Genomic DNA, 21,132 nt, shown 5'->3' on the forward strand with positions numbered 1-21,132 from the left:
TTTTTTCTTATACTTGCATCAGAAAGGTTGCTGAAGAAATATGAAAACCCTATTCATCGCTTTGATCAGAGGATATCAAAAATTCATCTCGCCCCTGACGCCGCCAACATGCCGCTTTTATCCGACCTGTTCCCAATATGGAATCGAAGCGATTAAAACGCACGGCGCTTTAAAAGGCGGATGGCTGACAATCAAACGGATTTTGAAATGCCACCCGTTCCATCCGGGAGGAGTCGATCCCGTTCCTGAAAAAAAACAAAAACATTAATTGTTATAGCCGTTTACGATAAGATCCAGTTTTCCTGTTTTAGGATCAATGACTAAGCCATGGACCGGAACGTTTTCCGGGAACAGCGGGTGATGTTTAATAACGTCTACGCTGTCTTTCACACTCGCTTCCACTGAATCAAAGCTTTTAAACCATTGATCAAAGTCTACACCGGAGTACTTTATTGTTTCGATGCGTTCTTCCGGAATCCCTCTTGCTTTGATTTTTTCAAGCATGCTTTTGCTGCTGATTTTGCTCATGCCGCAATCGTGATGCCCGATCACACACACCTCATCTGCATTCAGCTCGTACACTGCGACGAGTATACTTCTCATGATGCTTCCGAATGGGTGTGTCACAAGCGCACCGGCACTTTTAATGATTTTCACATCACCATTTCGCAAATTCATCGCATGCGGCAGCAGTTCAACCAGACGAGTGTCCATGCAAGAAAGAATCGCCATTTTTTTATCTGGAAATTTTGATGTTTGATACTTTTCATACTCTCTTTGTTCAGTAAATGTCTTGTTAAATTCAAGAATATCATTTAGAAGACTCATGTTCGTTGTCCCTTTCTATTCTTTTTACTCTTCAATATATCACAACCCTTGTTTATTCGTCATAATAAAAAAAGACAAACCCTCTGGTCTGCCTTATTTCCCCATGTTATAGCGTTTTTTGAACTGCTCAACTCGTCCGCCTTTTTCATTGAATTTCTGGCGGCCTGTATAAAACGGATGCGTGTCAGAACTTACCTCTACTTTAATGACAGGATATGTGTTGCCGTCTTCCCACTCTGCTGTTTCATTAGATGTTTTCGTAGAGGTGCTGAGAAAACGGTAGCCGCTGTTGACATCCTGAAATATCACTTTGTGGTTCTTCGGATGAATTCCTTCTTTCATGTGAATCTCCTTTCAATAAATCGTAATAATTACGTTTTATTTTATAACCTTACAAACGTTTTGTCAATCTTCTTATATCCTTCCCTCTGTTTTCGCATCGTAAACCTCATGGCATTTAAGAATAGGAAGAATAATCTAACCGAGGAAGCAAATAATAAACCCAAAATACATACAGAACGTCTTTTTAGAAAGGTGGTTTACGATTGTGGATGATTTAGTTTTGGCCAGAAGCCTCTTTGGCACGACAATGGGCTTTCATATCATTTTCGCAACGCTTGGAGTCGGTCTCCCGCTCATGATTTTAGTGGCGGAATTGATCTATCAAAAAACGAAAGATGACCATTATGCGATCATGGCGAAAAGATGGACGAAAGCACAAGCCGTTTTGCTGGGGGTCGCCATACCGACCGGAACGATCGCGGGCACTCAGCTCGCGCTTTTATGGCCGGGATTTATGGAAGTCATCGGCCGGGTGATGTCCCTGCCATTTCAAATTGAAATCTATGCTTTTTTTGTTGAAGCCCTATTCATGTCGATTTATGTATACGCTGCAGACCGTTTGTCACCTGCAATGAGGATTGTTGCTGTTTTCTTTGTGTTAGTCGGGGCAGCAGCATCCGCTGTTCTGATTACGAATGTTCATGCTTTTGAAGGAACGCCCGCCGGTTTTAAAATTTTAAACGGAAAAATTACAGATGTTGACCCGTGGGCTGCGTTTTTTAATCCTAGCTTTTTTATCACTGCCGGCCATGTCGTGCTGTCCGCGTTTATGACCGGTGCGTTTATCGTGGCTTCTGTTGCGGCGTATAAAATGATCCGGACGAGGAAAAAGGAAAAGGTCTATCGCTTTCACCGGAAAGCCCTTTTGCTCGCACTGACGATCGGCGGTATTTTTTCATTGCTGACCGCTTTGAACGGACACGAATCTGCACAGATGCTGTACGAATACCAGCCCGAAAAATTAGCCGGTGCGGAAGGCCTGTTTGAAACAAGATCCCACGCCCCGCTCGCTATCGGCGGTTTTACCGACCCGAATGAAGAAAAAGTAAAATGGGCAATCGAGATTCCATGGGCTTTAAGCTTTTTGGCAGCGAACCGTTTTGACACTGTTGTAAAAGGATTAAATGCATTTCCGAGAGATGAATGGCCGCCGCTTTTCATTCACACGCTGTTTAATGCGATGGTCGGTGTAGGCATGCTGCTTATTCTTTATTCTATTATTGGTGTGGTCTGGAGAAAGGTGCTCAAGAAAGACCGTTTCCCAACGTGGCTTTTGGTCATTTTCATGACAGCAGGCCCTTTTAGTCTCATCGGCATTGAATTCGGCTGGATTTTCGCATGTACGGGGAGGCAGCCTTGGGTCATCTATCATTTGCTGAAAACGTCAGATGTCGTAACAACGACTGGCTCGATCGGGGTGCTGTTCTTATTTTTCACATTTGTTTATGCCGTGTTAGGCGCAGCTGTCGTCTACGTGCTGCTGTATTATTTCCGCAAGCACCCGGTTGACGAAGATTTAAATACAGCGGAGTCGTAATGGCTCCGCAAACAGGAAACCAAATGGAAGGAAGATCGTACAAATGGAGATTTCAACTGACGCTCTGATCGCCATCTCAATTATCTGGGGCTTTGTGTTTATTTACGCCGTCATGGCGACAATGGATTTTGGAGCAGGATTTTGGTCTATGATCTATTTAAACAAGGAGCATATGAAGGCCACCGATATTGCGAATCGCTTTTTGTCCCCGACTTGGGAGGTCACAAACGTCTTTATTGTGGCCATCGTCGTGGCGCTTTTCAGTTTTTTCCCCGGCGCGACATTTGTGCTCGGCACCGTTTTATTAATTCCCGGAAGCATGATTTTACTGCTTTTAGCGATTCGAAGCGGATTTCTCGTGTTTTCAAATACAGCAAAGGAGCGGAAAACGCTAAGATATATTTCCGGCATCTCCGGCTTTATCATTCCTGCTATTTTAATTTTGGTGCTTCCTGTGACACACGGAGGGTTTATAGAAAAAACGGATGGAATCTATAACTTAAATATGTCTAAAATCTTTTCAAGCCCCAACGCCTATTCATTTATCGGGTTTGCGATTTTAAGCACCTTATTTTTGTCCTCGCTGCTGCTTGCAGATGTTTCAAATGTGGCAGAGGAACAGGATGCGTACCGAGCCTACAGAAAAAGCGCCCTGATTACCGGCCCGATTTCACTGTTGTTTGCTGTATGCATTATGGTAACTATGCGGAATGAAGCAAACTGGCTGTACAGCGGAATGATGAATGATTTTTCTTGGATTATTGCATCGTTCATTACATTTGTCATTGCTGGAATCGCTCTTTTTCTGCCTAACAAAAGCTTTGGTCAAAACATCGGAAAACCGCGTCTCGCACTTGTTGCGATTGGGATACAGTATTTTCTCGCAAGCTACGCGTACGGGCGGGCGCATCTTCCGTATATGATTTATCCCGATGTGACAGTCATGTCAGGCTTCACAGAGCCAGCAACGTTCAGAGCGCTGTTTGCAACGTATATCGTTGCATTTATCATTCTATTTCCGGGCTTCTTTTTCTTCTGGAAAATGTTTATGCGAGATAAACGCTATATCCGCCAGGAGGAATAGAGGGCAAGCCAGCCGGCTATACTAATCCAGAACCTTTATAAGGAGGGGATGGCATGGAGCAGAAAATTCTATGTGAGGTCAACAACTGTTCTTATTGGGGCAAAGGTAACAAATGCACCGCTGATGCCATTTATGTTGTCAGCCATACTGGTGAAACGGCTGAAAACAGCCGGGAAACAGACTGCAAAACGTTTAAGCCGCATGATTTGTAATTAAAAGAAAGAGCTGCATCAGCCAGCTCTTTCTTTTTGCATGTTGAGTGTTCTCAGCTTTTTAGTTATGACCCCGTTTGCAGGTGAAAACAAAAAGGCGCTTGCATAACATACACCTGTCATGGCCGCCATCGCTCCTGAAATCGAAACATTAAGCCACGTTGCGAAGAAATAGCCCATGACCGCCGACAGCCCGCCAATCAACGCGCTGAGAATCAGCATATAAAGAAGCCGGTCTGTCAGCAAATGTGCCGCAGCAGGCGGAACAATCAGCATGGCCACAACCAATACAGCACCCACCGAATCAAAGGAAGCAACAGTCGTCAAGGACAGCATGCCCATTTGCACGTAATGAATGAGCAAAACCGGTATTCCCAAGGCTAAAGCCATTTGAGGATCAAACGAAGCGATTTTAAACTCCTTATAGCACACACTGATCAACACTACGTTTAAAACCAGAACAGATGCCAGCATCCAAAACGCTTTCGGCCCAATATCAACCCCGAATACCGTCATCGTATTCCACGGCACAAAAGCGATTTCTCCCATTAACGAGTGCTCAATATCGAGATGGACATTCGCTCCATACACAGAAAGCAATATAACCCCGATTGCAAATAAAGATGTAAACACAACTCCTATGGCAGCATCTGATTGAACCCCCTTGCTATGAAGAAGCTGAACCAAGAAAGCCGTTAACAGACCGGTTGCGGCTGCGCCGATAAACATAGAAATCCCATCGAGACTTCCCGTCACTAGAAAAGCGCCGACAATGCCAAGCAACACTGTATGACTGATTGCGTCGGCCAGCATCGCCATGCTTCTCAGCACAAGAAATGTGCCGATCAATCCGCAGCTTACACCGACTAATACACCGGTAGCTATAATCCATGCTTCAAAACTCATTTGCGATCTGTCCCTTCTCGGCATCATGAGACGCTTTTCGACGCTCAGGCATCCGTCCATACAGCTTTAAGAGTGAATAAAGCCGCTCTCTCGTTTCTCTCGGTAAACGGTCCGGGTCAAAGTAGTCCTGACCGGATTCTATATTGGCAAGTTCCATTTCATGCATGAGATACACTTCATACATTCGCTGCTTCAAAGCTGTGTGATAGCCTTTTTCTATCCCTTTGCTTGTGATTTCCCAAATCCCATTTTCGATACGCTCAATGCAACTCTCTTGTTCCAAGTCATTTAATGCCTTAAGGCATAATGAAGGGGATAGGCGTCTTTTCTTTCTTACACTTTCAACAGTTACACAAAGAATTTTCTTTTCATACTGTTCATAAATCGCCAAAAGCACTTGCTCCCTGCTTGTTCTGCGCCGCAGCCTCATCAGCCTTATGGCTTTAGCAGCCAATCCCCGCTTAGGTGCGCAAATCATTGAAAAAAGAAAGAGCAGCGTTGCAGATAAGATCATTAATGGCCCTGTCGCCATTCCCTTCATCGTGGTGCTAAGCAGGGTTCCGGCCACTCCGCTGACCCCGCCTGTAATCCCGGCAATGACGATCATCCCGGTTAATCGTTCGGTCCAATATCTCGCGGTTATGGCAGGTGTAATCAGCATAGCCGCCATTAATATCACACCAACAGTCTGAAGCCCAATGACGACAGCACAGACAATCAGACAAGCCAAAAGCCCGTTTAAAAAACGCACCGGGATTCCTAATCCCTTTGCAAACGCGATATCAAAAGTAATCAATGTAAATTCCTTAAAGAAAACAATACATAGAAGCAGTAGAACAGCGGATATCCCTGCAATAAGGATGATATCCTGCCTGACCAATGAAGCAGCCTGACCGAATAAAAAAGAATCAAGCCCGCTTTGGCTTCCCGCCCCCTGTTGCTGAATATATGTCAGCAGAATGATCCCGACGCCAAAAAACACAGAAAGAACAATCCCGATCGCCGAGTCCTCCTTTGTTTTTGAAAGCCGAGGAATCAGCTGAATACAAAACGTTCCGAGCAGTCCGGCTAGCGCCGCACCCAGCAAAAAGAAAGGCAGTGATTTTTGCCCGGTGAACAGAAAAGCGAGGCACACTCCCGGCAGAGCTGAATGGGCCATCGCATCGCCGATTAAACTTTGCTTTCTCAGCAGCACAAAGCTGCCCAAAACACCGCTTGCCGTCCCGAGCAAAAGCGTACCGGCCAGCACCCACTGTGTATTCGGATGCTGGAGCTGCAGCCACAAACTTTCAAACATTGCGTTCACTCCTTATGTCCTTCTGCCAGCACTTTATCTTTTAAAAACGTAAGCCTTCCTCCATATGTTTTTTGCAGGTTTTCGATCGTAAAAACGTTTTCCGCCGGTCCGAAAGCGATTTTTCTTAAATGAAGCAGTAAGATCCAATCGAAATAATCCTCGGCGGTCTGCAGATCATGATGGACGACAAGCACGGTTTTTCCTTTTTCTTTGAGTTCTGCCAACAGCGTCATAATCGCGCGCTCCGTCGCTGCATCGACACCTGCAAACGGTTCATCCATAAAATAAATGTCAGCGTTCTGGCAGAGTGCCCGGGCAAGAAACACCCGCTGCTGCTGTCCGCCTGACAGCTGGCTGATTTGCCTCTTTGCATAATCAAGCATCCCGACTTTTGTTAATGCGGCCTTCGCCATCTCCACATCCGCTTTCTTTGGCCTCTTTAATAAACCGATTCTCCCGTATCTTCCCATTAGGACGACATCGAGCGCGCTTGTGGGGAAATCCCAGTCAACCGAGCCGCGCTGCGGAACATATCCGATTCTGGTCCGCTGATCCTTATAGTCTTTGCCGTAAATAGAGATGTCTCCGGAAGCTCGGGGCACAAGACCGAGAATCGTTTTGATCAAGGTTGATTTTCCCGCGCCGTTCGGGCCGATAATGCCAATGAGTTTTCCTTCCGGCACCTGCAGCGAAATGTCCTGCAGTACAGGCTTTTTATGATAAGCAACCGTCACATTATCAAGCTCAACAGGGAACATATCCTCCACCTCTTTTCTTTATTTAAGCGCTTTAGTAATCGTGTTGATATTGTGGCGGAACATTCCTTCGTATGTGCCTTCTTTTGTGCCCTTTTCACCCATGGCATCCGAATAAAGCTGACCGCCAATTGTGACTGTATGGCCTTTTTCTTTAGCGCCATCCACCACTGCATTGATTGATTTTTCAGATACACTGCTTTCTACGAACACAGCTTTTATTTGTTTGTCTGTCAGAAGATCAACCAGATCCTGAACATCCCTTAATCCATAGTCCGAATCTGTGCTGAGTCCCTGCAGGCCTTTTACCTTAAATCCATACTCATTCCCAAAGTACGCAAACGCATCATGAGCAGTCACAAGCACACGGCTTTTCTCCGGAATATGTGCGATCTCCTTACGCGACCACTTATCTAAATATTGCAAATCTTCTTTGTACTCTTTGGCATTTTTCCGAAAGGCATCTGCGTGCTGAGGCATTGCTTTGCTGAATTGCGCTTCAATTTCATCCACCGCATAGATCCATAACGGAATGCTGAACCAGACGTGGGGATCAAACGTCTTGCCTTCCCCCGCGGGAATAAGCTTATTTTTCGGAATGGCCTCAGCTACTGCCGCCGATTGTTTTTGTTCACCGATTTTTTGGAGGACATCCTCCATTTTCCCTTCCAAATGCAACCCGCTGTACAGAACAACATCGGCAGACATTAATTTTTTCGTGTCACCTTGGGAAGCTTTGTAAAGGTGCGGATCAACCCCCGGTCCCATTAAAGAGGTGACTTTTACATGCTTACCTCCGATGTTTTCTGCTGCATCGGCAATTTGAGATGTTGTCGCTGTCACTTGTAATTGCTGATCAGCGCTTTTTCCGGCTGAATCCGTTCCGCATCCCGTTAAAGCAAAGGTCGCAAAAAGTACTGCTGCCATCAGCCCTCGTCTCATATTTCTCCTCCTCTTTGCCATCAATGTCCGATTGTTTTATCTTATGTTGTCAGTTCTTAGACATGTGACATTAAATTAGCCAAAAGCATGTTTTATTTACACAGGACAAAAAGTTTCCTTTGTGCAAAATTATCGCGTTTGGCCATTTTTGTCAAGCTGATTTACATAAAAAAACCGGCTGGGTCAGCAGCCGGTCCAAACGAGAAGGGATGTATTCAACGAACACTTTTACTGTAACAGCACAGTGTCATTTATTCAAAATAGCAAAATGCTTTTTTCTTAACCATGCTGTGTGAAAACATCCATTTTGGTCACATATTTTCGCATAATATCTTGGTTTACCTCAACCCCTAAACCAGGCTGTTTTGACACAGAAATAAATCCATTATCAATACGAATATCAGGGGTTACAATATCTTCATCCCAATAGCGTGAGGATGAAGATATATCGCCAGGTATTGTGAATTGAGGCAGTGAAGCAAGCGCCACGTTCTGCGCTCTTGATATGCCTGTTTCCAGCATTCCTCCGCACCAAACCTGCATATGATGCTCTTTGCATAAATCATGAATTTTTAAGGCTTCTGTTAAGCCGCCGACACGAGAAGGTTTTATATTAATAATTTTGCAGCTTCCTAGCTCAATCGCCCGTCTCGCATCATCAACTGAACAAATGCTCTCATCAAGGCAAATGGCCGTTTTCAAATGTTTCTGCAAGTGGCGGTGGTCAACGATATCGTCAGCTTGGAGCGGCTGCTCAATCATCATTAAATGATAGTCATCAAGCTCCTTCAAACGGCTGATATCCTTCAGCTCATAGGATGAATTGGCATCAGCCATGAGCGGGATGTTTGGGAATCGGCTGCGGATGGCCTTGACCAATTCCACATCCTGCCCAGGCTGAATTTTAATTTTTATTCTTTGATAACCTTCTTTTTGATAGCTCTCAATTTCCTTCAGCATATCGTCAAGAGGCGCCAGGCCGACTACCACCCCGGCAGGGACTTTATCTCTTGTTCCGCCCAATGCCTCAGCAAGGGATACGCCCTTCTTTTTGGCATAGATATCCCATACAGCCGATTCAAGTCCCGCTTTTGCCATCCGGTTTCCTTTATACCGCGCCAGGCTGTCCGGCACTTCTGAAGGGTGATTGAATTCACGGCCGACGACATTTGGGATAAAAAAATCTTTTAGCAGATGCAAACATGTTCCAATGGTTTCCTCGGTGTACCAAGGCGAAGAGAAAGCGGAAACTTCTCCCCAGCCTGTGACACCTGATGTATCAATGGCTTCCACGATCAGAAATTTACGCTCTTGAAGCGTTTCGATACTGTTTTTAAACGGTTTCTTTAAGTTCATGCTCAAATGGTAAAGCGTGATTTTTTCTATTTCGATCATAACAGTTCTCCTTTACGCGCATCCTTCAGCTGATTTCGCAAGAGCTTATTAGACGCATTGCGCGGCAGGCGGTCAAGCACATAGAATTTTGCCGGAATTTTATACTTCGCCAAGCGTTCTTTGCAGTAGTCAGTCAATTCTTCTGCGCTCACAGGCGTGTGAAGGACAAGATAGGCGTGAGGCACTTTCCCCCATTTTTTGTCCTCAGCCCCTGAAACCCCGGCTTCGGCCACAGCGGGGTGTGAAAGCAGCACTGACTCCACTTCGGCCGGATAAATGTTTTCTCCGCCGGATATGATCAGATCTGAACGTCTGTCTAATACATATAAAAAGCCTTCGCTGTCCAAATAACCAAGATCACCTGTTTTCAGCCAGCCATTTTGAAAGGAGGCTTCGTTTGCGCTCTCCCGGTTAAAATAGCTTTTCATGACATTCGGGCCTTTGACCATGATTTCACCGTGTACAAACGGTTCACATGCCTGTCCGTCCCGCTCTATTTTGATTTCACATGAAAACAGCGGTTTCCCCGCAGATCCGAGCTTTTCCATACTGAATTCCGGCGACAGGGTAACAATTTGTGAGCATGTTTCTGTCATTCCATATGACTGAAAGACAGGGAATCCTTTCTCACGGCATTCCTCAAGCAATGGCAGAGGTGCAGGGCCGCCGCCGAGAAGAATGCATCTGATGGATTCAGGGCAGCTGCTTGTTTCTTCCAAAAGACTGGCCAGCATAGTCTGCACCGCAGATATCATTGTCACTTCATGCCTATTGATAGAATCCAGCACATCACTTACGGAAAAACGCTGGTGAAGCACGACAGTCATTCCATAGATGACAGATTTGAATAATGCGGACAAGCCGCTGATATGAAAGAGCGGCAATGCGATAAGCCAGCGGTCTTGTTCTGTTATACCCAAATTAAGCGCGGACGACACCGCACTGAAATAGTGGTTTCCGAACGTTTGCTGAACTCCCTTGGGCTTTCCTGTCGTACCCGACGTATACATCAGCGTTGCCGTTGCATCCATTTGCATATAAGCTTGGATCTCAATTTCCTGTGCTGCTTCTTTCATCAATTCATCCACATCAATCGTTTTAACGATGTGTTCATACTCTTTCTTGTTAAAGCTTGAATCTGTCAGTAAAAAGCCGGATCCGGAATCCTCCAGCTGAAACACCCTTTCATGTGTTGACAGCTTCGTATTCAAAAGCACCGCCTTAACACCAAGCAAAAAACAAGCGTGAACGGCGTATACCATTTCTGCACGGTTTTGGAGCAAAATAGCCGCAGTATCCCCTTTCCGAACCGAATGAGCGGCAAGCTGTGCCGCCATTCGCTTAGACGCGGCAAATAATTCTGCAAATGTCACTGTTTGGTCTCTATAGATGAGAGCGATTCTCTCAGGTGTCAGCTGTGCCCGCTGCATGAGCCAGTTAGGCTGTTCTGTCAGCATGTCATCATCTCCGAGGTAAAATGTCTGTATTGAAAAGAAAACAGCTTGGACCGCAAAGTCTCAAGCTGTTGGTTTACTAAGTATTGCTGATCACGGGAAACGAGGGAACTGTCCGAAATCAGGTTTGCGTTTTTCCTTAAAGGAATCACGGCCTTCTTTTGCTTCATCTGTTGTGTAGTAAAGAAGGGTAGCATCCCCTGCAAACTGCTGAATTCCAGCAAGTCCGTCTGTGTCCGCGTTAAACGCAGCTTTAAGAAAGCGCAGTGCGGTCGGGCTTTTTTCAAGCATTTCTTCACACCATTTAATCGTTTCTTCTTCAAGCTGTTCCAAAGGAACGACTGTGTTGACAAGACCCATGTCCAGTGCTTCCTGTGCGTTGTACTGACGGCATAGGTACCAGATTTCACGTGCTTTTTTATGTCCTACAATTCGAGCCAGGTAGCCAGAACCGTAACCTGCATCGAAGCTTCCCACTTTAGGGCCTGTTTGTCCAAAAATTGCGTTGTCCGCAGCAATTGTCAAGTCACATACGATGTGAAGCACATGGCCTCCGCCGATCGCATATCCGGACACCATCGCAACAACCGGTTTCGGGATGACGCGGATTAAACGCTGAAGATCCAATACGTTAAGACGCGGGATCTGGTCGTCTCCTACATATCCACCGTGGCCGCGCACTTTTTGGTCTCCGCCAGAACAAAATGCCTTGTCCCCTGCACCGGCAAGCACGATAACCCCAACGTTTTGGTCGTCTCTTGCGTCAGCAAACGCATCAATCATTTCAGCAACCGTTTTAGGGGTAAACGCATTATGTACCTCAGGTCGGTTGATTGTTATTTTTGCAATGCCATTATACGTTTCATACAATATCTCATCGTATGTCCGTTTTGTTTTCCATTCAGCCATATGATGACCTCCTTTTATTCTCTATGTGAATGAGTCAGATGCTTGTCAAGAACTCACTCACTATTTTACCAAACAATCGCGGCTGTTCCACATGGACCGTATGTCCTGCTTTTGGAACAATCTCTATTCTACTAGAAGGAAGCATCTTATGCACCTCTTGATTGATGGCGCAAAATTTTTCGTCCCACTCCCCGCAGATAAGAAGCACAGGAACATCTATTTCCTCTACACGGCTCCACAAGGAAGGCTGTGAACCGGTGCCCATGCCGGTTAAACTGTTCGCAAGCCCAATCTTATTGTTCCGCAGACGGCCCGATCGTATCCTGTGCCGAATATCTTCAGCCAGCCTCTGCTGAGATGAAAACAAAGGGATATTCTCCCAATACGCAACAAACGCTTTGAGCCCGTCTCGTAAAATAAAATCAGCAAGCTTCCGGTCCCGCATGATTCGTTCCCGCCGTTCCCCAAGTGTTTTGAGCCCCGGCGTCGTGCTTTCAAGCACAAGTGCCGATACCCGCTCGGGATTTGTCATCGCAAAAGAGTAAGCAAGCCTTCCTCCCATAGAATACCCAATCAATTTCACTTTGTGAAGTTTTAATTGATCAAAAATCTCGGCAAGGTCAGAAACTTGCCGGCTTGTGCTGTATCTTTTCCCATTCAGCGGGGCATCGGTTTCCCCATGCCCTAAACAATCAATTTTGATCAAACGGGAATCAGGCAGCATTTCATCAAGAAAAGTCCATGATTGTCTGCTGCCGGTAAACCCGTGCAGACAGACGACGGCTTCGGAAGCATTCGGTCCCTCGTCTGCCACTGCATATCGGACACCATCTGATACCGTTATGTTTACAGTTCCCATTGTTTTTTCACTTCCCGCACAGCCTCATTCAGCATATCGCGATGAAGCTGGACTCTTGATTGGCGATCCGTTTTGATTTCAATCAAATGGAGTCCGGGCTTGTCTGCCTGCGGCGCGTAAGCTGTTTTGAATTCATCCCAAGAAGCCGGGCATGAATACGTTCCGCCGTAAAGTGCAGCCGCATGCTTGAAATCGAGCCCTGTCGGTGTGCCGAACAAATCTTCAAAGTGTGTCTTCTCAGAAGCCTGCGGCAAAAAGGAGAAAATCCCTCCTCCGTCATTATTGACAAGAATCACAGTAAGAGGAATACCCAGCTTTTTGGCCGCCAGCAGGCCGTTTAAATCGTGATAAAAAGATAAATCTCCAATCACAAGGGTAACAGGCGCTTTTGTTCCTTCACATACCCCCATGGCAGAGGAGACGACACCGTCTATCCCGTTTGCTCCCCGGTTTGAATAAATCCGGAAAGGGCGGTCCTGCTTTTCGAAAAACGTATCAACATCCCTGATCGGCATGCTGTTTCCCACAAACAGCGAGCTGTTTTCAGGCACAAGATGCTGAAGGATTCGATAGAGATTGCCTTCAAACGAAACATCTTCACTGCTGATTGTTTGCAGATGCTCGCGGAACCGCCCATTGACAAACTGCCACTTTTCCAGCCACTCTGAGGATCTGGCAGCAGCAGTAAGGCCTCCCATGATCTCCTCAGCAAAAACAGACGCATTACAATGAATCATATGCGCGCTTGCCTGTGTCGGGTCTCTCCACCCTCCATCCTCGTCAATCACTATTTGCTGAATCGCAGGATCATCCTTAAGCCATAAGAAAACCGGTTTTGAAACAGGCATCGGTCCAAACCGAATGACAACATCAGGACGAAGTTTCCGCTTCAGCTCATCATCTTTTAAAAACGAATCATACGCATCAATAACAGTGCTTTTATCATGAACACCATTCCGCAGATTAGACAGCGGATCCGCTAAAATTGGATACTGAAGCGCTTTTGACAGCGCAATAATGTTTTCCTTATCCGCATCACTATGGAGCTCTCCGCAGACGATCATTCCTTTTTCAGCCTCTGCGAGCATCTCAGCCACATCAGACAGGGACTCTCGGTCAACAGACTGCGTACCCGTTTTCACAGACACATGACGGCCTGTTCTCATTCTTCCAAACGGCTCATCTGAAAGATCCGGCATCAGCGGTTCGCGCAGCGGCACATTCACATGGACAGGCCCCATCGGGCGCTTTTGTGCTTCTCCGGCAGCGCGGCTTGCCAGCGTTCGGATGTATCTCAGCATTTGCGGAGACTCTTCAGGAAGAGCAGAGTCTGTGAAAAACTTAACAAAGTTACCGAATAAGAAGTGCTGATTAATAGCCTGCGGTGCGCCTACTTCGCGCAGCTCATGAGGCCGATCAGCAGTTAACACAATAATAGGCACCCTTGAATAATGGGCTTCAACCACAGCCGGATAAAAGTTGGCCGCGGCTGTTCCAGATGTACAGATCAATAGTACGGGACGCTGCTTCGCTTTTGCCAAACCTAAGGCAAAAAATCCGGCAGATCTTTCATCAATTTGGACATGGACGCTGATATCGGGATGCGCAGCACAAAGAACAGCCAGCGGTGTAGATCTTGAGCCCGGACAAACGACGGCGTCCGTAATTCCGGAAAGGGCGAATTCATCAATAAAACTTCCGATGTAATGAGTAATCGGGTTGACTGTCAACGCCTCTCACCTCCTAATGCAGAGATCATCGGCTTCAATTTAATCTGTGTTTCTTCATATTCCGAGATTGGTTCCGAGTCTTCCACAATACCGCATCCGGCAAACAGCCTTGCAGTGCTTCCTTCGATCAGCCCTGAACGAATGGCTACCGCGAATTCCCCGTTATCCTGGCTGTCAATCCAGCCGATAGGGGCAGCATACCAGCCGCGAGACATCGGTTCAATCTCTCTGATCACGTCAACAGCTTTTTCCTGAGGTGCTCCCCCGAGCGCCGGAGTGGGATGCAGCTTCTCAATTAAGTCAAAAATTGAAGCAGACTCGCGCAGCTGTCCGACAATCGGCGTAAACAGGTGCTGAACGCTTTTTGTTTTGTACAAAACAGGTCCATCAGGCTTTTCAACCTCTGAACAGCTTGATACAAAAGCATTATGAATCATACCTACCACAATATCATGCTCAAGCAGGTTTTTCTCATCGTTTAATAATTCAAGGCCTATCCGGCGGTCGTCTTCTTCATTCACGCCTCGTTTAATGGAGCCTGCCAGACAGGAAGACATGACAGTGCCGCCGTCTCTTTTGATCAGTCTTTCCGGAGACGCGCCGACAAAAGTTTTGCCTTCTTGTTCAATTGCAAAAACATAGCTTGTCTGCTGATCGTCCACAAGCGTTTTAAGCACCGGTTCAATTTGGATTGGACCGTCAAACGTGAGCAGCAGCTCTCGGGCAAGAACAACCTTATCATATTGTTTCTCTTTAATTTGGCTTGTGGCCGTTTCGATTGCTTTCAGCCAATCATCCTTATCCAGCTCTTCGGCTGCTGCAATCACAGCCTGATCTTCTTGCTTGAAATCGGGAACCATAAATTCCGCCGCAAAAGCTTTTAAACCTTCTAAAACAGCTTCTGCGTCTTCTCCTCCGCTTACCCATCTGTTAACTGTTAAGAACGGGCCTTCAGCAGTCATCGTCAGCATAAGCGCAGGCACAAAGAAATCCCCTTCCGAGAAATGGTCCCATTGTGAACCTCTTTCTTCGCAAGGGTCAAAAGAAAATCCTCCGAATAACACAGGTCCCACTGCAGAATGCTGCAGCTTTTCTTCTTCATAAATATGAAAAGCCGTCTTTTTAAAGCGCTCCCATTGTTCAAAAACCTCACGATACCGCTCGCTGTTTTTTTGATTTGTCTGGAAAACCGCTTCTTTGCCAAGACCGACTATTGTCAATTCACTTTCAGGATCTGACCAAAAAAATCGATTGCCTGTATATTTTTTTGCTCCGTAATTGAAAAATGATAGAGGGTCAAGAGACTCGATTTGTCTCGAATAGCTTATTAAGACAGCATGGTTGACTTCTTTGGCTTTATGTAATGCATGTAGAACTTCCTTTCGGAACGTACGCTGCACCGTTGTCACCATGAGACATTCCTCCATAATCCTTAAAATGCTTTTAATACCATACACCTGTGTCTCCTTTGTGTCAAACACAGATCATGCAGTCCAAATGGCCTGCCTTACCTATTATAAACCTAATTTCAGAAATGAAAAAGAAACAAAGCTTAAATTTCTTTCTCCACTGATAGCAAAGGTTGTATCCGCTTACCATAAAAGGAAAACCTCCTATATTCCTCCAGCCGCCATTTATGAAAGTTCTCAGGCGATCTGTTCATACTAAAGGTATGCATCACAGAGAAACGAGGCGATCACATTGCTTACGAAAGAACAGCTTCAGCATTTAAAAAATGAACTGGAACAAACGAAAAAAGATATCTTAAACCGTTTCAAAGACAATGATCATTTTCAGCTTAACTCAGCCTTTCCTTATGATTCGTGGGGTGAGCTTTCGGCATACGACAACCATCCCGGCGATCAGGCGACAGAACTTTACGAGCGTGAGAAAGACATCGCTCTAGACTTGCATGAGCGAGAGCACCTTCGGGACATTGAGCATTCATTGAAGGCGATAGAAAACGGTACGTATGGCATTTGTGAAGTCAGCGGAAAGGAAATCCCTTTCGAACGACTTGAAGCGCTTCCGACTGCCACAACCCTCGCGGAGTATTCGTCACAGGACGTGGTTTCCAAAGACCGTCCGATTGAAGAAGAAACACCATTCGGGCAATTTGAATTTGATGATGATGAAGAAATCAGAGCGCCATATGACAGTGAGGATTCCTATCAGGATGTCGAAAAATATGGTAACTCACAAACGCCGCAGGATATGGAAAACCCTCCGCTCAGCTATGATGATATGACGATGAATGCCGAAGAGAATATCGGCAATACGGAGTCTTACGAAAATTTCATCGCTACAGATATCACTGGAAAAGAAATTACCGTTTATCAAAGCAGAGCCCATGAGCGCTATGAAGAAGAACTTGACGAAGAGGGAATCATGACCACATTCGGCGATCTCCACGCTGATTGAACCCCCGATTATTGGGGGTTCTTTTCAGTTTTCAGCATATCGTAAATCAGCTTCAGATAATCCTTTTGCAGGCCGATGTCATACCGCTCGCCCTCTAGCAATTTCCCGTATACGGTACATGCCCCGAGCGAAGCTTTTATCGCATCCGTTACCTGCACTTCTCCTCCGCTATCAGCTTCTAATGCCTCCAGCTCATTAAAAATATCCGGTGTGAAAATATAACGCCCTGCTGCTGCAAAATGAGACGGAGGGTTTTGTTTAGGCTTTTCCACAATATCCTGTATGCGATAAAGCCCTTTTTCAACAGGCTCCCCTTTTATCACCCCGTAATGATGTAAATCCTCCGTTTTTGTTTCTTTTAAGCCGATTACACTGGACTGATATTTCGTATATGCTTCAATCAGCTGCCCCAAAGCCGGCTGATTGGCGGAAAAAATCAGATCATCTGGCAAAACGACGGCAAAAGGCTCTCCGCCTGCAAATTGCTTTCCGAAAGAAATGGCGTCGCCAAGACCCTTTGCATAAGGCTGCCGCACATAGTGAATCCGTATATCCGGAATGGGATGCTCTCTAAGCAAATGCAGTTTATTCTTAGAGGCCAAAAAAGCCTCAAGTGCCAAAGAGGAATCAAAATAGTCGACAATCAGATTTTTATGGCTCGATACAACCATCAAAATGTCCTCAATGCCTGACTCCTTTAATTCTTCAACAAGATAATGAATCACAGGCTTAGATCCTACTGGAAACATTTCTTTCGGAATCACCTTCGTCACCGGCAGATTTCTCGTGCCGAATCCGCCTGCAGGAATGATCGCTTTTTTTATCATGGTATTTTCCCCTCAGCTCATGTTTATTACATGATATTCCAAGAGCGCATCCCGATGTTTGTACATCTGAAATTAGGCGGAAGCAACTGGGCAGAAAGCGGAATCACGAACCAGCCCTTTTTTAATAGGATATTGATATATGACCAGTAATCTTGTAAAGGAGCTCAGGTGATGAAAATTTGTGTGGTTGGCGCCGGGTATGTCGGTTTAACCCTATCAGCGGCACTGGCATCCATCGGACATGACATGATATGCACAGACAAAGACGTCAAAAAAATCGGGCAGCTGAAAAAAGGAGTCATTCCCTTTTACGAGCCTGGGCTTTCAGATGCAATACTTCGTTGCGGCAATCTCTCGTTTTCTTCTGAAGTGAAATCGAGCATGGAGGAATGTCCCGTTATTTTTATCGCAGTCGGAACTCCGCCGCGTTCGGACGGATCAGCTGATACGAAAGCCCTGCAGTCCGTCATCGGTGATTTAAGCGAGGCGATCCGATCGTATAAAACCATTATTACGAAAAGCACTGTTCCGCCCGGGACAAATGAAAACATAGCAAAACAGCTGATTGCCTCCGGAGTGTCTAAAAACCTCTTTAATATCGTATCCAATCCGGAGTTTCTGCGGGAAGGCAATGCCTTATATGACATGCTGCATCCTGACAAAACAGTCATCGGTGTTCAGGAAGAAGATCACGTATCGGCAGCCATCGTCAAATCCATTTACAAACACATTGATACCCCTTTTATCGTTACAAGCTTAGCGGGAGCAGAGCTGATCAAATATGCCAACAATTTCTTTTTAGCGGCCAAAATTTCGTTCATTAACGAAATGGCCCGCATATGTGAAGCCTATCAATCAGATATCTCAGATATTTCCCGCGCTATCGGTCTAGACCCAAGGATCGGGAAGCACTTTTTGCAGGCAGGCATCGGATACGGAGGCTCTTGTTTTCCAAAGGATCTGCAGGCGCTGCAATTTGCTGCCCAGGAAAAAAACACGGAGACCTTCCTGCTCCGGGCCGTGCAGCACATTAATGACACCCAGCTTGGCCTGTATATCAAAAAAATACAGTCATTCTTCGAAACACTTCAAGGCAAGAAAGCGGCTGTACTCGGCATTTCCTTCAAACCGAATACTGATGACATCCGGAATTCTCAGGCTGTCAGACTGATGGAAAGGCTGGCGGAGCTGGGATGTGATGTTCATGCATATGATCCTGAAGCTGTACTTCCAGAACATTTGCGGCAACATGTAACTCAGCATTCTCAAGCTTTTGATGCGATCGAAGAGAGTGACTTTTTATTTTTGGCGACAGAATGGCCTGAGTTTTTAGCGTTTGATTGGAAAAAGGCTGCAGATATCATGAAAGGGCGTCTTGTGATTGACGGGCGCAACGTACTAAAAAAAGAACTGATCGAGGCTTGCGGCCTGATCTGTATGGGAGTTGGCCGTCCATGAAAATACTCGTCACGGGAGCAGCGGGCTTTATCGGCTCCCACCTCTGCGAAGAATTACTAAAAGATAAGAAACATAACGTTATTGGAATCGATGACTTTATCGGTCCTACTCCATTTTCCTTGAAATTAAAAAACCTTAAAAACCTGCTGCCGGAAAAGCGATTTACGTTCATAAAGGAAAATCTGCTGACAGCGGATCTTGCTCCCTTACTGGAAGGAGTGGACGTCATCTTTCATTTGGCGGCCATACCGGGTGTCCGGTCAAGCTGGGGCAATCATTTTCACCCATATGCCGCACATAATATCCAAGCGCTCCAAAGGCTCCTCGAGGCGTGCCGGGAACATTCTATTCAAACGTTCGTCTTTGCATCCACCTCTTCCGTCTATGGCGAAAAACAAGGAAAAGTCAGCGAAAACACGTCGCTTTCTCCTTTATCTCCGTACGGGGTAACAAAGCTTACGGGAGAAAAGCTTTGCCATGTGTATCAACAGAGCTTTGGCATTCCAATTGTGATTCTCCGTTTTTTTACCGTATACGGGTCAAGACAGCGGCCGGATATGGCTTTTCACCGGCTCATTAAGCAGCACCTTCAGCAAAAGCCGCTTACCATCTTCGGTGATGGGCAGCAGTCAAGAGATTTCACTTATATCAGCGACTGTGTCAAAGGCATCACCGCTGTTCTTGGGAAACCCCACCTTATTGGTGAAACAGTAAATATCGGCGGCGCAGAGCGTGCCTCAGTCTTAAAGGTTGTCTCCCTCATTGAGGATATTTCCGGCAGAAAAGCAACACTGCACTTTTCGGACAAAATAGCAGGGGAACCGAGCAACACGTGGGCGGATATTTCAAAAGCAAAACAGCTCTTGCATTATGATCCCGCTACATCCTTAAAGGATGGCTTGACCAACGAAATCACCTATTTATCGTCGCTGTATCAGGGGGAATAAAAATGAAGCTTGCCTTTATCTGTACAGAAAAGCTGCCGGCGCCCGCAGTACGCGGCGGCGCTATTCAAATGATGATTGACGGTGTCACGCCCTATTTCAGCAGCAGGTACGACCTAACCATTTTTTCAATAGAAGATCCATCGCTTCCAAAAAGAGAAACAAAAGACGGCGTACATTATATCCATCTGCCAAAAGAACATTACCGCGAGGCGGTAGCCGAAGAGCTGCGAGCCTCTTCCTTTGACCTCATTCATGTGTTCAACAGGCCTTTAAATGTCTCTTTATATAAAAAAGCCTCACCAAACAGCAAGATCGTTCTGAGCCTGCATAACGAAATGTTTTCTGAAAAAAAGATGACCTTCGCGCAAGGAAAAGAAGTACTCGACAATGTCTCCATGATCACAACTGTGAGCGAATTTATTAAACAAACCGTCATTGAACGTTTCCCTGAAGCCGAGGACATCACAAAAGTTGTGTATTCCGGCGTTGATTTAAACTCTTATCCGCCCGTCTGGACGATGAAAGGCTCGGCTGTCAGAAAAACATACCGGAAAAAATACGGTATTGAAGATAAAAAAGTTATTTTATTCGCCGGCCGCTTAAGCCCGACAAAAGGGCCTCACCTTCTCATTCACAGCATGAGACGGATTTTGCAGCAGCACCCTGATGCTGTACTGGTCATAGCAGGCGGGAAGTGGTTCAGCGATGACAGCGAAAACCAATATGTCACCTATCTGCGCACGCTGGCGCTGCCATACAGAGACCACATAATCTTTACAAAATTCATTCCCGCAGACGACATCCCAAACCTTTTTCTGATGGCAGATGTATTTGTGTGCAGCTCTCAGTGGAACGAACCCCTCGCCCGTGTGAATTATGAAGCAATGGCGGCCGGCACGCCCTTAATTACCACAAACCGGGGCGGAAACGGTGAAGTCGTAAAACACGAAGTTACTGGCCTTGTCATCGACAGATACAACAAACCTTCTTCATTTGCAAAAGCAATTGACAGAGCCTTTACAGATCAAGAATTAATGAACAAAATGACAAAAAACGCCCGAAAGCATGTAGAAGCTTTATTTACCTTTACCCATGCTGCCAAAAGGCTCAATACTGTTTACCAATCCGTTCTGACCCCGAAAAACAAACAATTTCCGCCGCCTTTTCTGACGCAAAATTTTGATTTATCATCTATCAATCAGCTTTTTGTGAAAGCAAAAACATAAAAC

Annotated in this window: 21 protein-coding genes; 8 read left to right on the forward strand and 13 right to left on the reverse strand. The window is 45.9% G+C overall.

Going from position 1 to position 21,132, the window contains the following annotated elements:
• Positions 1-40: 40 nt before the first annotated feature.
• Positions 41-268 (forward strand): membrane protein insertion efficiency factor YidD, encoded by a 228-nt coding sequence (gene yidD, locus AC07VD_RS13135; protein ID WP_003229076.1) that lies wholly within the window; start codon positions 41-43, stop codon positions 266-268.
• Here the strand turns inward: yidD and AC07VD_RS13140 are convergent.
• Both AC07VD_RS13140 and AC07VD_RS13145 read right to left on the reverse strand, forming a co-directional pair.
• Positions 265-828 carry a beta-class carbonic anhydrase gene (locus AC07VD_RS13140; protein ID WP_003229074.1) on the reverse strand — a complete coding sequence of 188 codons (564 nt, stop codon included), beginning with the start codon at positions 826-828 and terminating at the stop codon, positions 265-267. The genes yidD and AC07VD_RS13140 overlap by 4 nt on opposite strands.
• A 93-nt stretch (positions 829-921) precedes the next feature.
• Positions 922-1,170, reverse strand: a complete 249-nt coding sequence (locus tag AC07VD_RS13145) for a type B 50S ribosomal protein L31 (RefSeq protein ID WP_003219346.1) — start codon at positions 1,168-1,170, stop codon at positions 922-924.
• Between the two features lie 205 nt (positions 1,171-1,375).
• On the opposite strand from AC07VD_RS13145, the gene AC07VD_RS13150 reads away from it, so the two are divergent.
• Genes AC07VD_RS13150 through AC07VD_RS13160 form a run of 3 tightly spaced genes read left to right on the forward strand, consistent with a single transcriptional unit; the run spans position 1,376 to position 4,003 of the window.
• Positions 1,376-2,707: a cytochrome ubiquinol oxidase subunit I gene (locus AC07VD_RS13150; RefSeq protein ID WP_003229073.1), complete on the forward strand. Its 1,332-nt coding sequence runs from the start codon at positions 1,376-1,378 to the stop codon at positions 2,705-2,707.
• A gap of 43 nt (positions 2,708-2,750) precedes the next feature.
• A complete protein-coding gene (locus AC07VD_RS13155; protein WP_015714571.1) occupies positions 2,751-3,791 on the forward strand; it encodes a cytochrome d ubiquinol oxidase subunit II in 1,041 nt (346 codons plus the stop codon).
• 53 nt (positions 3,792-3,844) lie between these two features.
• Positions 3,845-4,003, forward strand: a complete 159-nt coding sequence (locus AC07VD_RS13160; RefSeq protein ID WP_003229069.1) for a DUF1540 domain-containing protein — start codon at positions 3,845-3,847, stop codon at positions 4,001-4,003.
• Positions 4,004-4,021: 18 nt separating this feature from the next.
• Here AC07VD_RS13160 and mntD read toward each other — a convergent pair whose 3' ends face one another.
• The 10 genes from mntD to AC07VD_RS13210 all read right to left on the reverse strand — a co-directional run bounded on the left by mntD (position 4,022) and on the right by AC07VD_RS13210 (position 15,662).
• Complete coding sequence (gene mntD / locus AC07VD_RS13165; RefSeq protein WP_076458300.1) at positions 4,022-4,909, reverse strand: manganese ABC transporter permease MntD; 888 nt, start codon at positions 4,907-4,909, stop codon at positions 4,022-4,024.
• The gene (gene mntC, locus AC07VD_RS13170; RefSeq protein WP_494721752.1) at positions 4,899-6,206 is read right to left on the reverse strand and encodes a manganese ABC transporter permease MntC; all 1,308 of its coding nucleotides are present in this window, start codon (positions 6,204-6,206) and stop codon (positions 4,899-4,901) included. The genes mntD and mntC overlap by 11 nt, the downstream gene beginning before the upstream one ends.
• Positions 6,207-6,211: 5 nt before the next feature.
• The gene (gene mntB, locus AC07VD_RS13175; protein WP_070547671.1) at positions 6,212-6,964 is read right to left on the reverse strand and encodes a manganese ABC transporter ATP-binding protein MntB; all 753 of its coding nucleotides are present in this window, start codon (positions 6,962-6,964) and stop codon (positions 6,212-6,214) included.
• 18 nt (positions 6,965-6,982) lie between these two features.
• Entirely contained in the window at positions 6,983-7,903 is a 921-nt protein-coding gene (mntA, locus tag AC07VD_RS13180) for a manganese ABC transporter substrate-binding protein/adhesin MntA (protein ID WP_494721751.1), read from the reverse strand.
• A gap of 279 nt (positions 7,904-8,182) precedes the next feature.
• On the reverse strand, positions 8,183-9,298 hold the full coding sequence (gene menC / locus AC07VD_RS13185) for an o-succinylbenzoate synthase (protein ID WP_494721750.1): 1,116 nt from the start codon (positions 9,296-9,298) through the stop codon (positions 8,183-8,185).
• Positions 9,295-10,755: an o-succinylbenzoate--CoA ligase gene (locus AC07VD_RS13190; RefSeq protein ID WP_494721749.1), complete on the reverse strand. Its 1,461-nt coding sequence runs from the start codon at positions 10,753-10,755 to the stop codon at positions 9,295-9,297. The genes menC and AC07VD_RS13190 overlap by 4 nt, the downstream gene beginning before the upstream one ends.
• A 90-nt stretch (positions 10,756-10,845) precedes the next feature.
• On the reverse strand, positions 10,846-11,661 hold the full coding sequence (gene menB, locus AC07VD_RS13195) for a 1,4-dihydroxy-2-naphthoyl-CoA synthase (RefSeq protein WP_003229054.1): 816 nt from the start codon (positions 11,659-11,661) through the stop codon (positions 10,846-10,848).
• Between the two features lie 34 nt (positions 11,662-11,695).
• The gene (menH, locus tag AC07VD_RS13200) at positions 11,696-12,520 is read right to left on the reverse strand and encodes a 2-succinyl-6-hydroxy-2,4-cyclohexadiene-1-carboxylate synthase (RefSeq protein WP_494721748.1); all 825 of its coding nucleotides are present in this window, start codon (positions 12,518-12,520) and stop codon (positions 11,696-11,698) included.
• Positions 12,508-14,250, reverse strand: coding sequence for a 2-succinyl-5-enolpyruvyl-6-hydroxy-3-cyclohexene-1-carboxylic-acid synthase (gene menD / locus AC07VD_RS13205; RefSeq protein ID WP_015714576.1), 1,743 nt, complete (start codon positions 14,248-14,250; stop codon positions 12,508-12,510). The genes menH and menD overlap by 13 nt, the downstream gene beginning before the upstream one ends.
• Positions 14,247-15,662: an isochorismate synthase gene (locus AC07VD_RS13210; protein WP_285299628.1), complete on the reverse strand. Its 1,416-nt coding sequence runs from the start codon at positions 15,660-15,662 to the stop codon at positions 14,247-14,249. Before AC07VD_RS13210 ends, menD begins: the two co-directional genes overlap by 4 nt.
• Positions 15,663-15,951: 289 nt before the next feature.
• Between AC07VD_RS13210 and AC07VD_RS13215 the strand changes: the two genes are divergently transcribed.
• Complete coding sequence (locus AC07VD_RS13215) at positions 15,952-16,671, forward strand: yteA family sporulation protein (RefSeq protein ID WP_003229046.1); 720 nt, start codon at positions 15,952-15,954, stop codon at positions 16,669-16,671.
• A gap of 8 nt (positions 16,672-16,679) precedes the next feature.
• Here AC07VD_RS13215 and AC07VD_RS13220 read toward each other — a convergent pair whose 3' ends face one another.
• Entirely contained in the window at positions 16,680-17,498 is an 819-nt protein-coding gene (locus AC07VD_RS13220; protein ID WP_003229044.1) for a UTP--glucose-1-phosphate uridylyltransferase, read from the reverse strand.
• A gap of 171 nt (positions 17,499-17,669) precedes the next feature.
• Between AC07VD_RS13220 and AC07VD_RS13225 the strand changes: the two genes are divergently transcribed.
• Genes AC07VD_RS13225 through AC07VD_RS13235 form a run of 3 tightly spaced genes read left to right on the forward strand, consistent with a single transcriptional unit; the run spans position 17,670 to position 21,129 of the window.
• Entirely contained in the window at positions 17,670-18,956 is a 1,287-nt protein-coding gene (locus AC07VD_RS13225) for a UDP-glucose dehydrogenase family protein (protein ID WP_485919048.1), read from the forward strand.
• Positions 18,953-19,903 carry an NAD-dependent epimerase/dehydratase family protein gene (locus AC07VD_RS13230; protein ID WP_494721747.1) on the forward strand — a complete coding sequence of 317 codons (951 nt, stop codon included), beginning with the start codon at positions 18,953-18,955 and terminating at the stop codon, positions 19,901-19,903. Before AC07VD_RS13225 ends, AC07VD_RS13230 begins: the two co-directional genes overlap by 4 nt.
• Before the next feature lie 2 nt (positions 19,904-19,905).
• Positions 19,906-21,129: a glycosyltransferase family 4 protein gene (locus AC07VD_RS13235; protein WP_124058893.1), complete on the forward strand. Its 1,224-nt coding sequence runs from the start codon at positions 19,906-19,908 to the stop codon at positions 21,127-21,129.
• The last annotated feature ends 3 nt before the right edge of the window (positions 21,130-21,132 follow it).

It is taken from the genome of Bacillus sp. GW821-FHT01G09 (assembly GCF_059422205.1).

Excerpts from the sequence above, each read along its gene's own strand:
- menC (WP_494721750.1), bottom strand. The coding sequence starts at position 9,298 with ATGATCGAAATAGAAAAAATCACGCTTTACCATTTGAGCATGAACTTA.
- AC07VD_RS13225 (WP_485919048.1), top strand. The coding sequence starts at position 17,670 with ATGAAAATTTGTGTGGTTGGCGCCGGGTATGTCGGTTTAACCCTATCA.
- AC07VD_RS13160 (WP_003229069.1), top strand. The coding sequence starts at position 3,845 with ATGGAGCAGAAAATTCTATGTGAGGTCAACAACTGTTCTTATTGGGGC.
- AC07VD_RS13230 (WP_494721747.1), top strand. The coding sequence starts at position 18,953 with ATGAAAATACTCGTCACGGGAGCAGCGGGCTTTATCGGCTCCCACCTC.
- AC07VD_RS13210 (WP_285299628.1), bottom strand. The coding sequence starts at position 15,662 with ATGGTGACAACGGTGCAGCGTACGTTCCGAAAGGAAGTTCTACATGCA.
- mntD (WP_076458300.1), bottom strand. The coding sequence starts at position 4,909 with ATGAGTTTTGAAGCATGGATTATAGCTACCGGTGTATTAGTCGGTGTA.
- menH (WP_494721748.1), bottom strand. The coding sequence starts at position 12,520 with ATGGGAACTGTAAACATAACGGTATCAGATGGTGTCCGATATGCAGTG.
- AC07VD_RS13190 (WP_494721749.1), bottom strand. The coding sequence starts at position 10,755 with ATGCTGACAGAACAGCCTAACTGGCTCATGCAGCGGGCACAGCTGACA.
- mntB (WP_070547671.1), bottom strand. The coding sequence starts at position 6,964 with ATGTTCCCTGTTGAGCTTGATAATGTGACGGTTGCTTATCATAAAAAG.
- AC07VD_RS13155 (WP_015714571.1), top strand. The coding sequence starts at position 2,751 with ATGGAGATTTCAACTGACGCTCTGATCGCCATCTCAATTATCTGGGGC.
- AC07VD_RS13235 (WP_124058893.1), top strand. The coding sequence starts at position 19,906 with ATGAAGCTTGCCTTTATCTGTACAGAAAAGCTGCCGGCGCCCGCAGTA.
- AC07VD_RS13145 (WP_003219346.1), bottom strand. The coding sequence starts at position 1,170 with ATGAAAGAAGGAATTCATCCGAAGAACCACAAAGTGATATTTCAGGAT.
- yidD (WP_003229076.1), top strand. The coding sequence starts at position 41 with ATGAAAACCCTATTCATCGCTTTGATCAGAGGATATCAAAAATTCATC.
- AC07VD_RS13140 (WP_003229074.1), bottom strand. The coding sequence starts at position 828 with ATGAGTCTTCTAAATGATATTCTTGAATTTAACAAGACATTTACTGAA.
- mntA (WP_494721751.1), bottom strand. The coding sequence starts at position 7,903 with ATGAGACGAGGGCTGATGGCAGCAGTACTTTTTGCGACCTTTGCTTTA.
- menB (WP_003229054.1), bottom strand. The coding sequence starts at position 11,661 with ATGGCTGAATGGAAAACAAAACGGACATACGATGAGATATTGTATGAA.
- AC07VD_RS13220 (WP_003229044.1), bottom strand. The coding sequence starts at position 17,498 with ATGATAAAAAAAGCGATCATTCCTGCAGGCGGATTCGGCACGAGAAAT.
- mntC (WP_494721752.1), bottom strand. The coding sequence starts at position 6,206 with ATGTTTGAAAGTTTGTGGCTGCAGCTCCAGCATCCGAATACACAGTGG.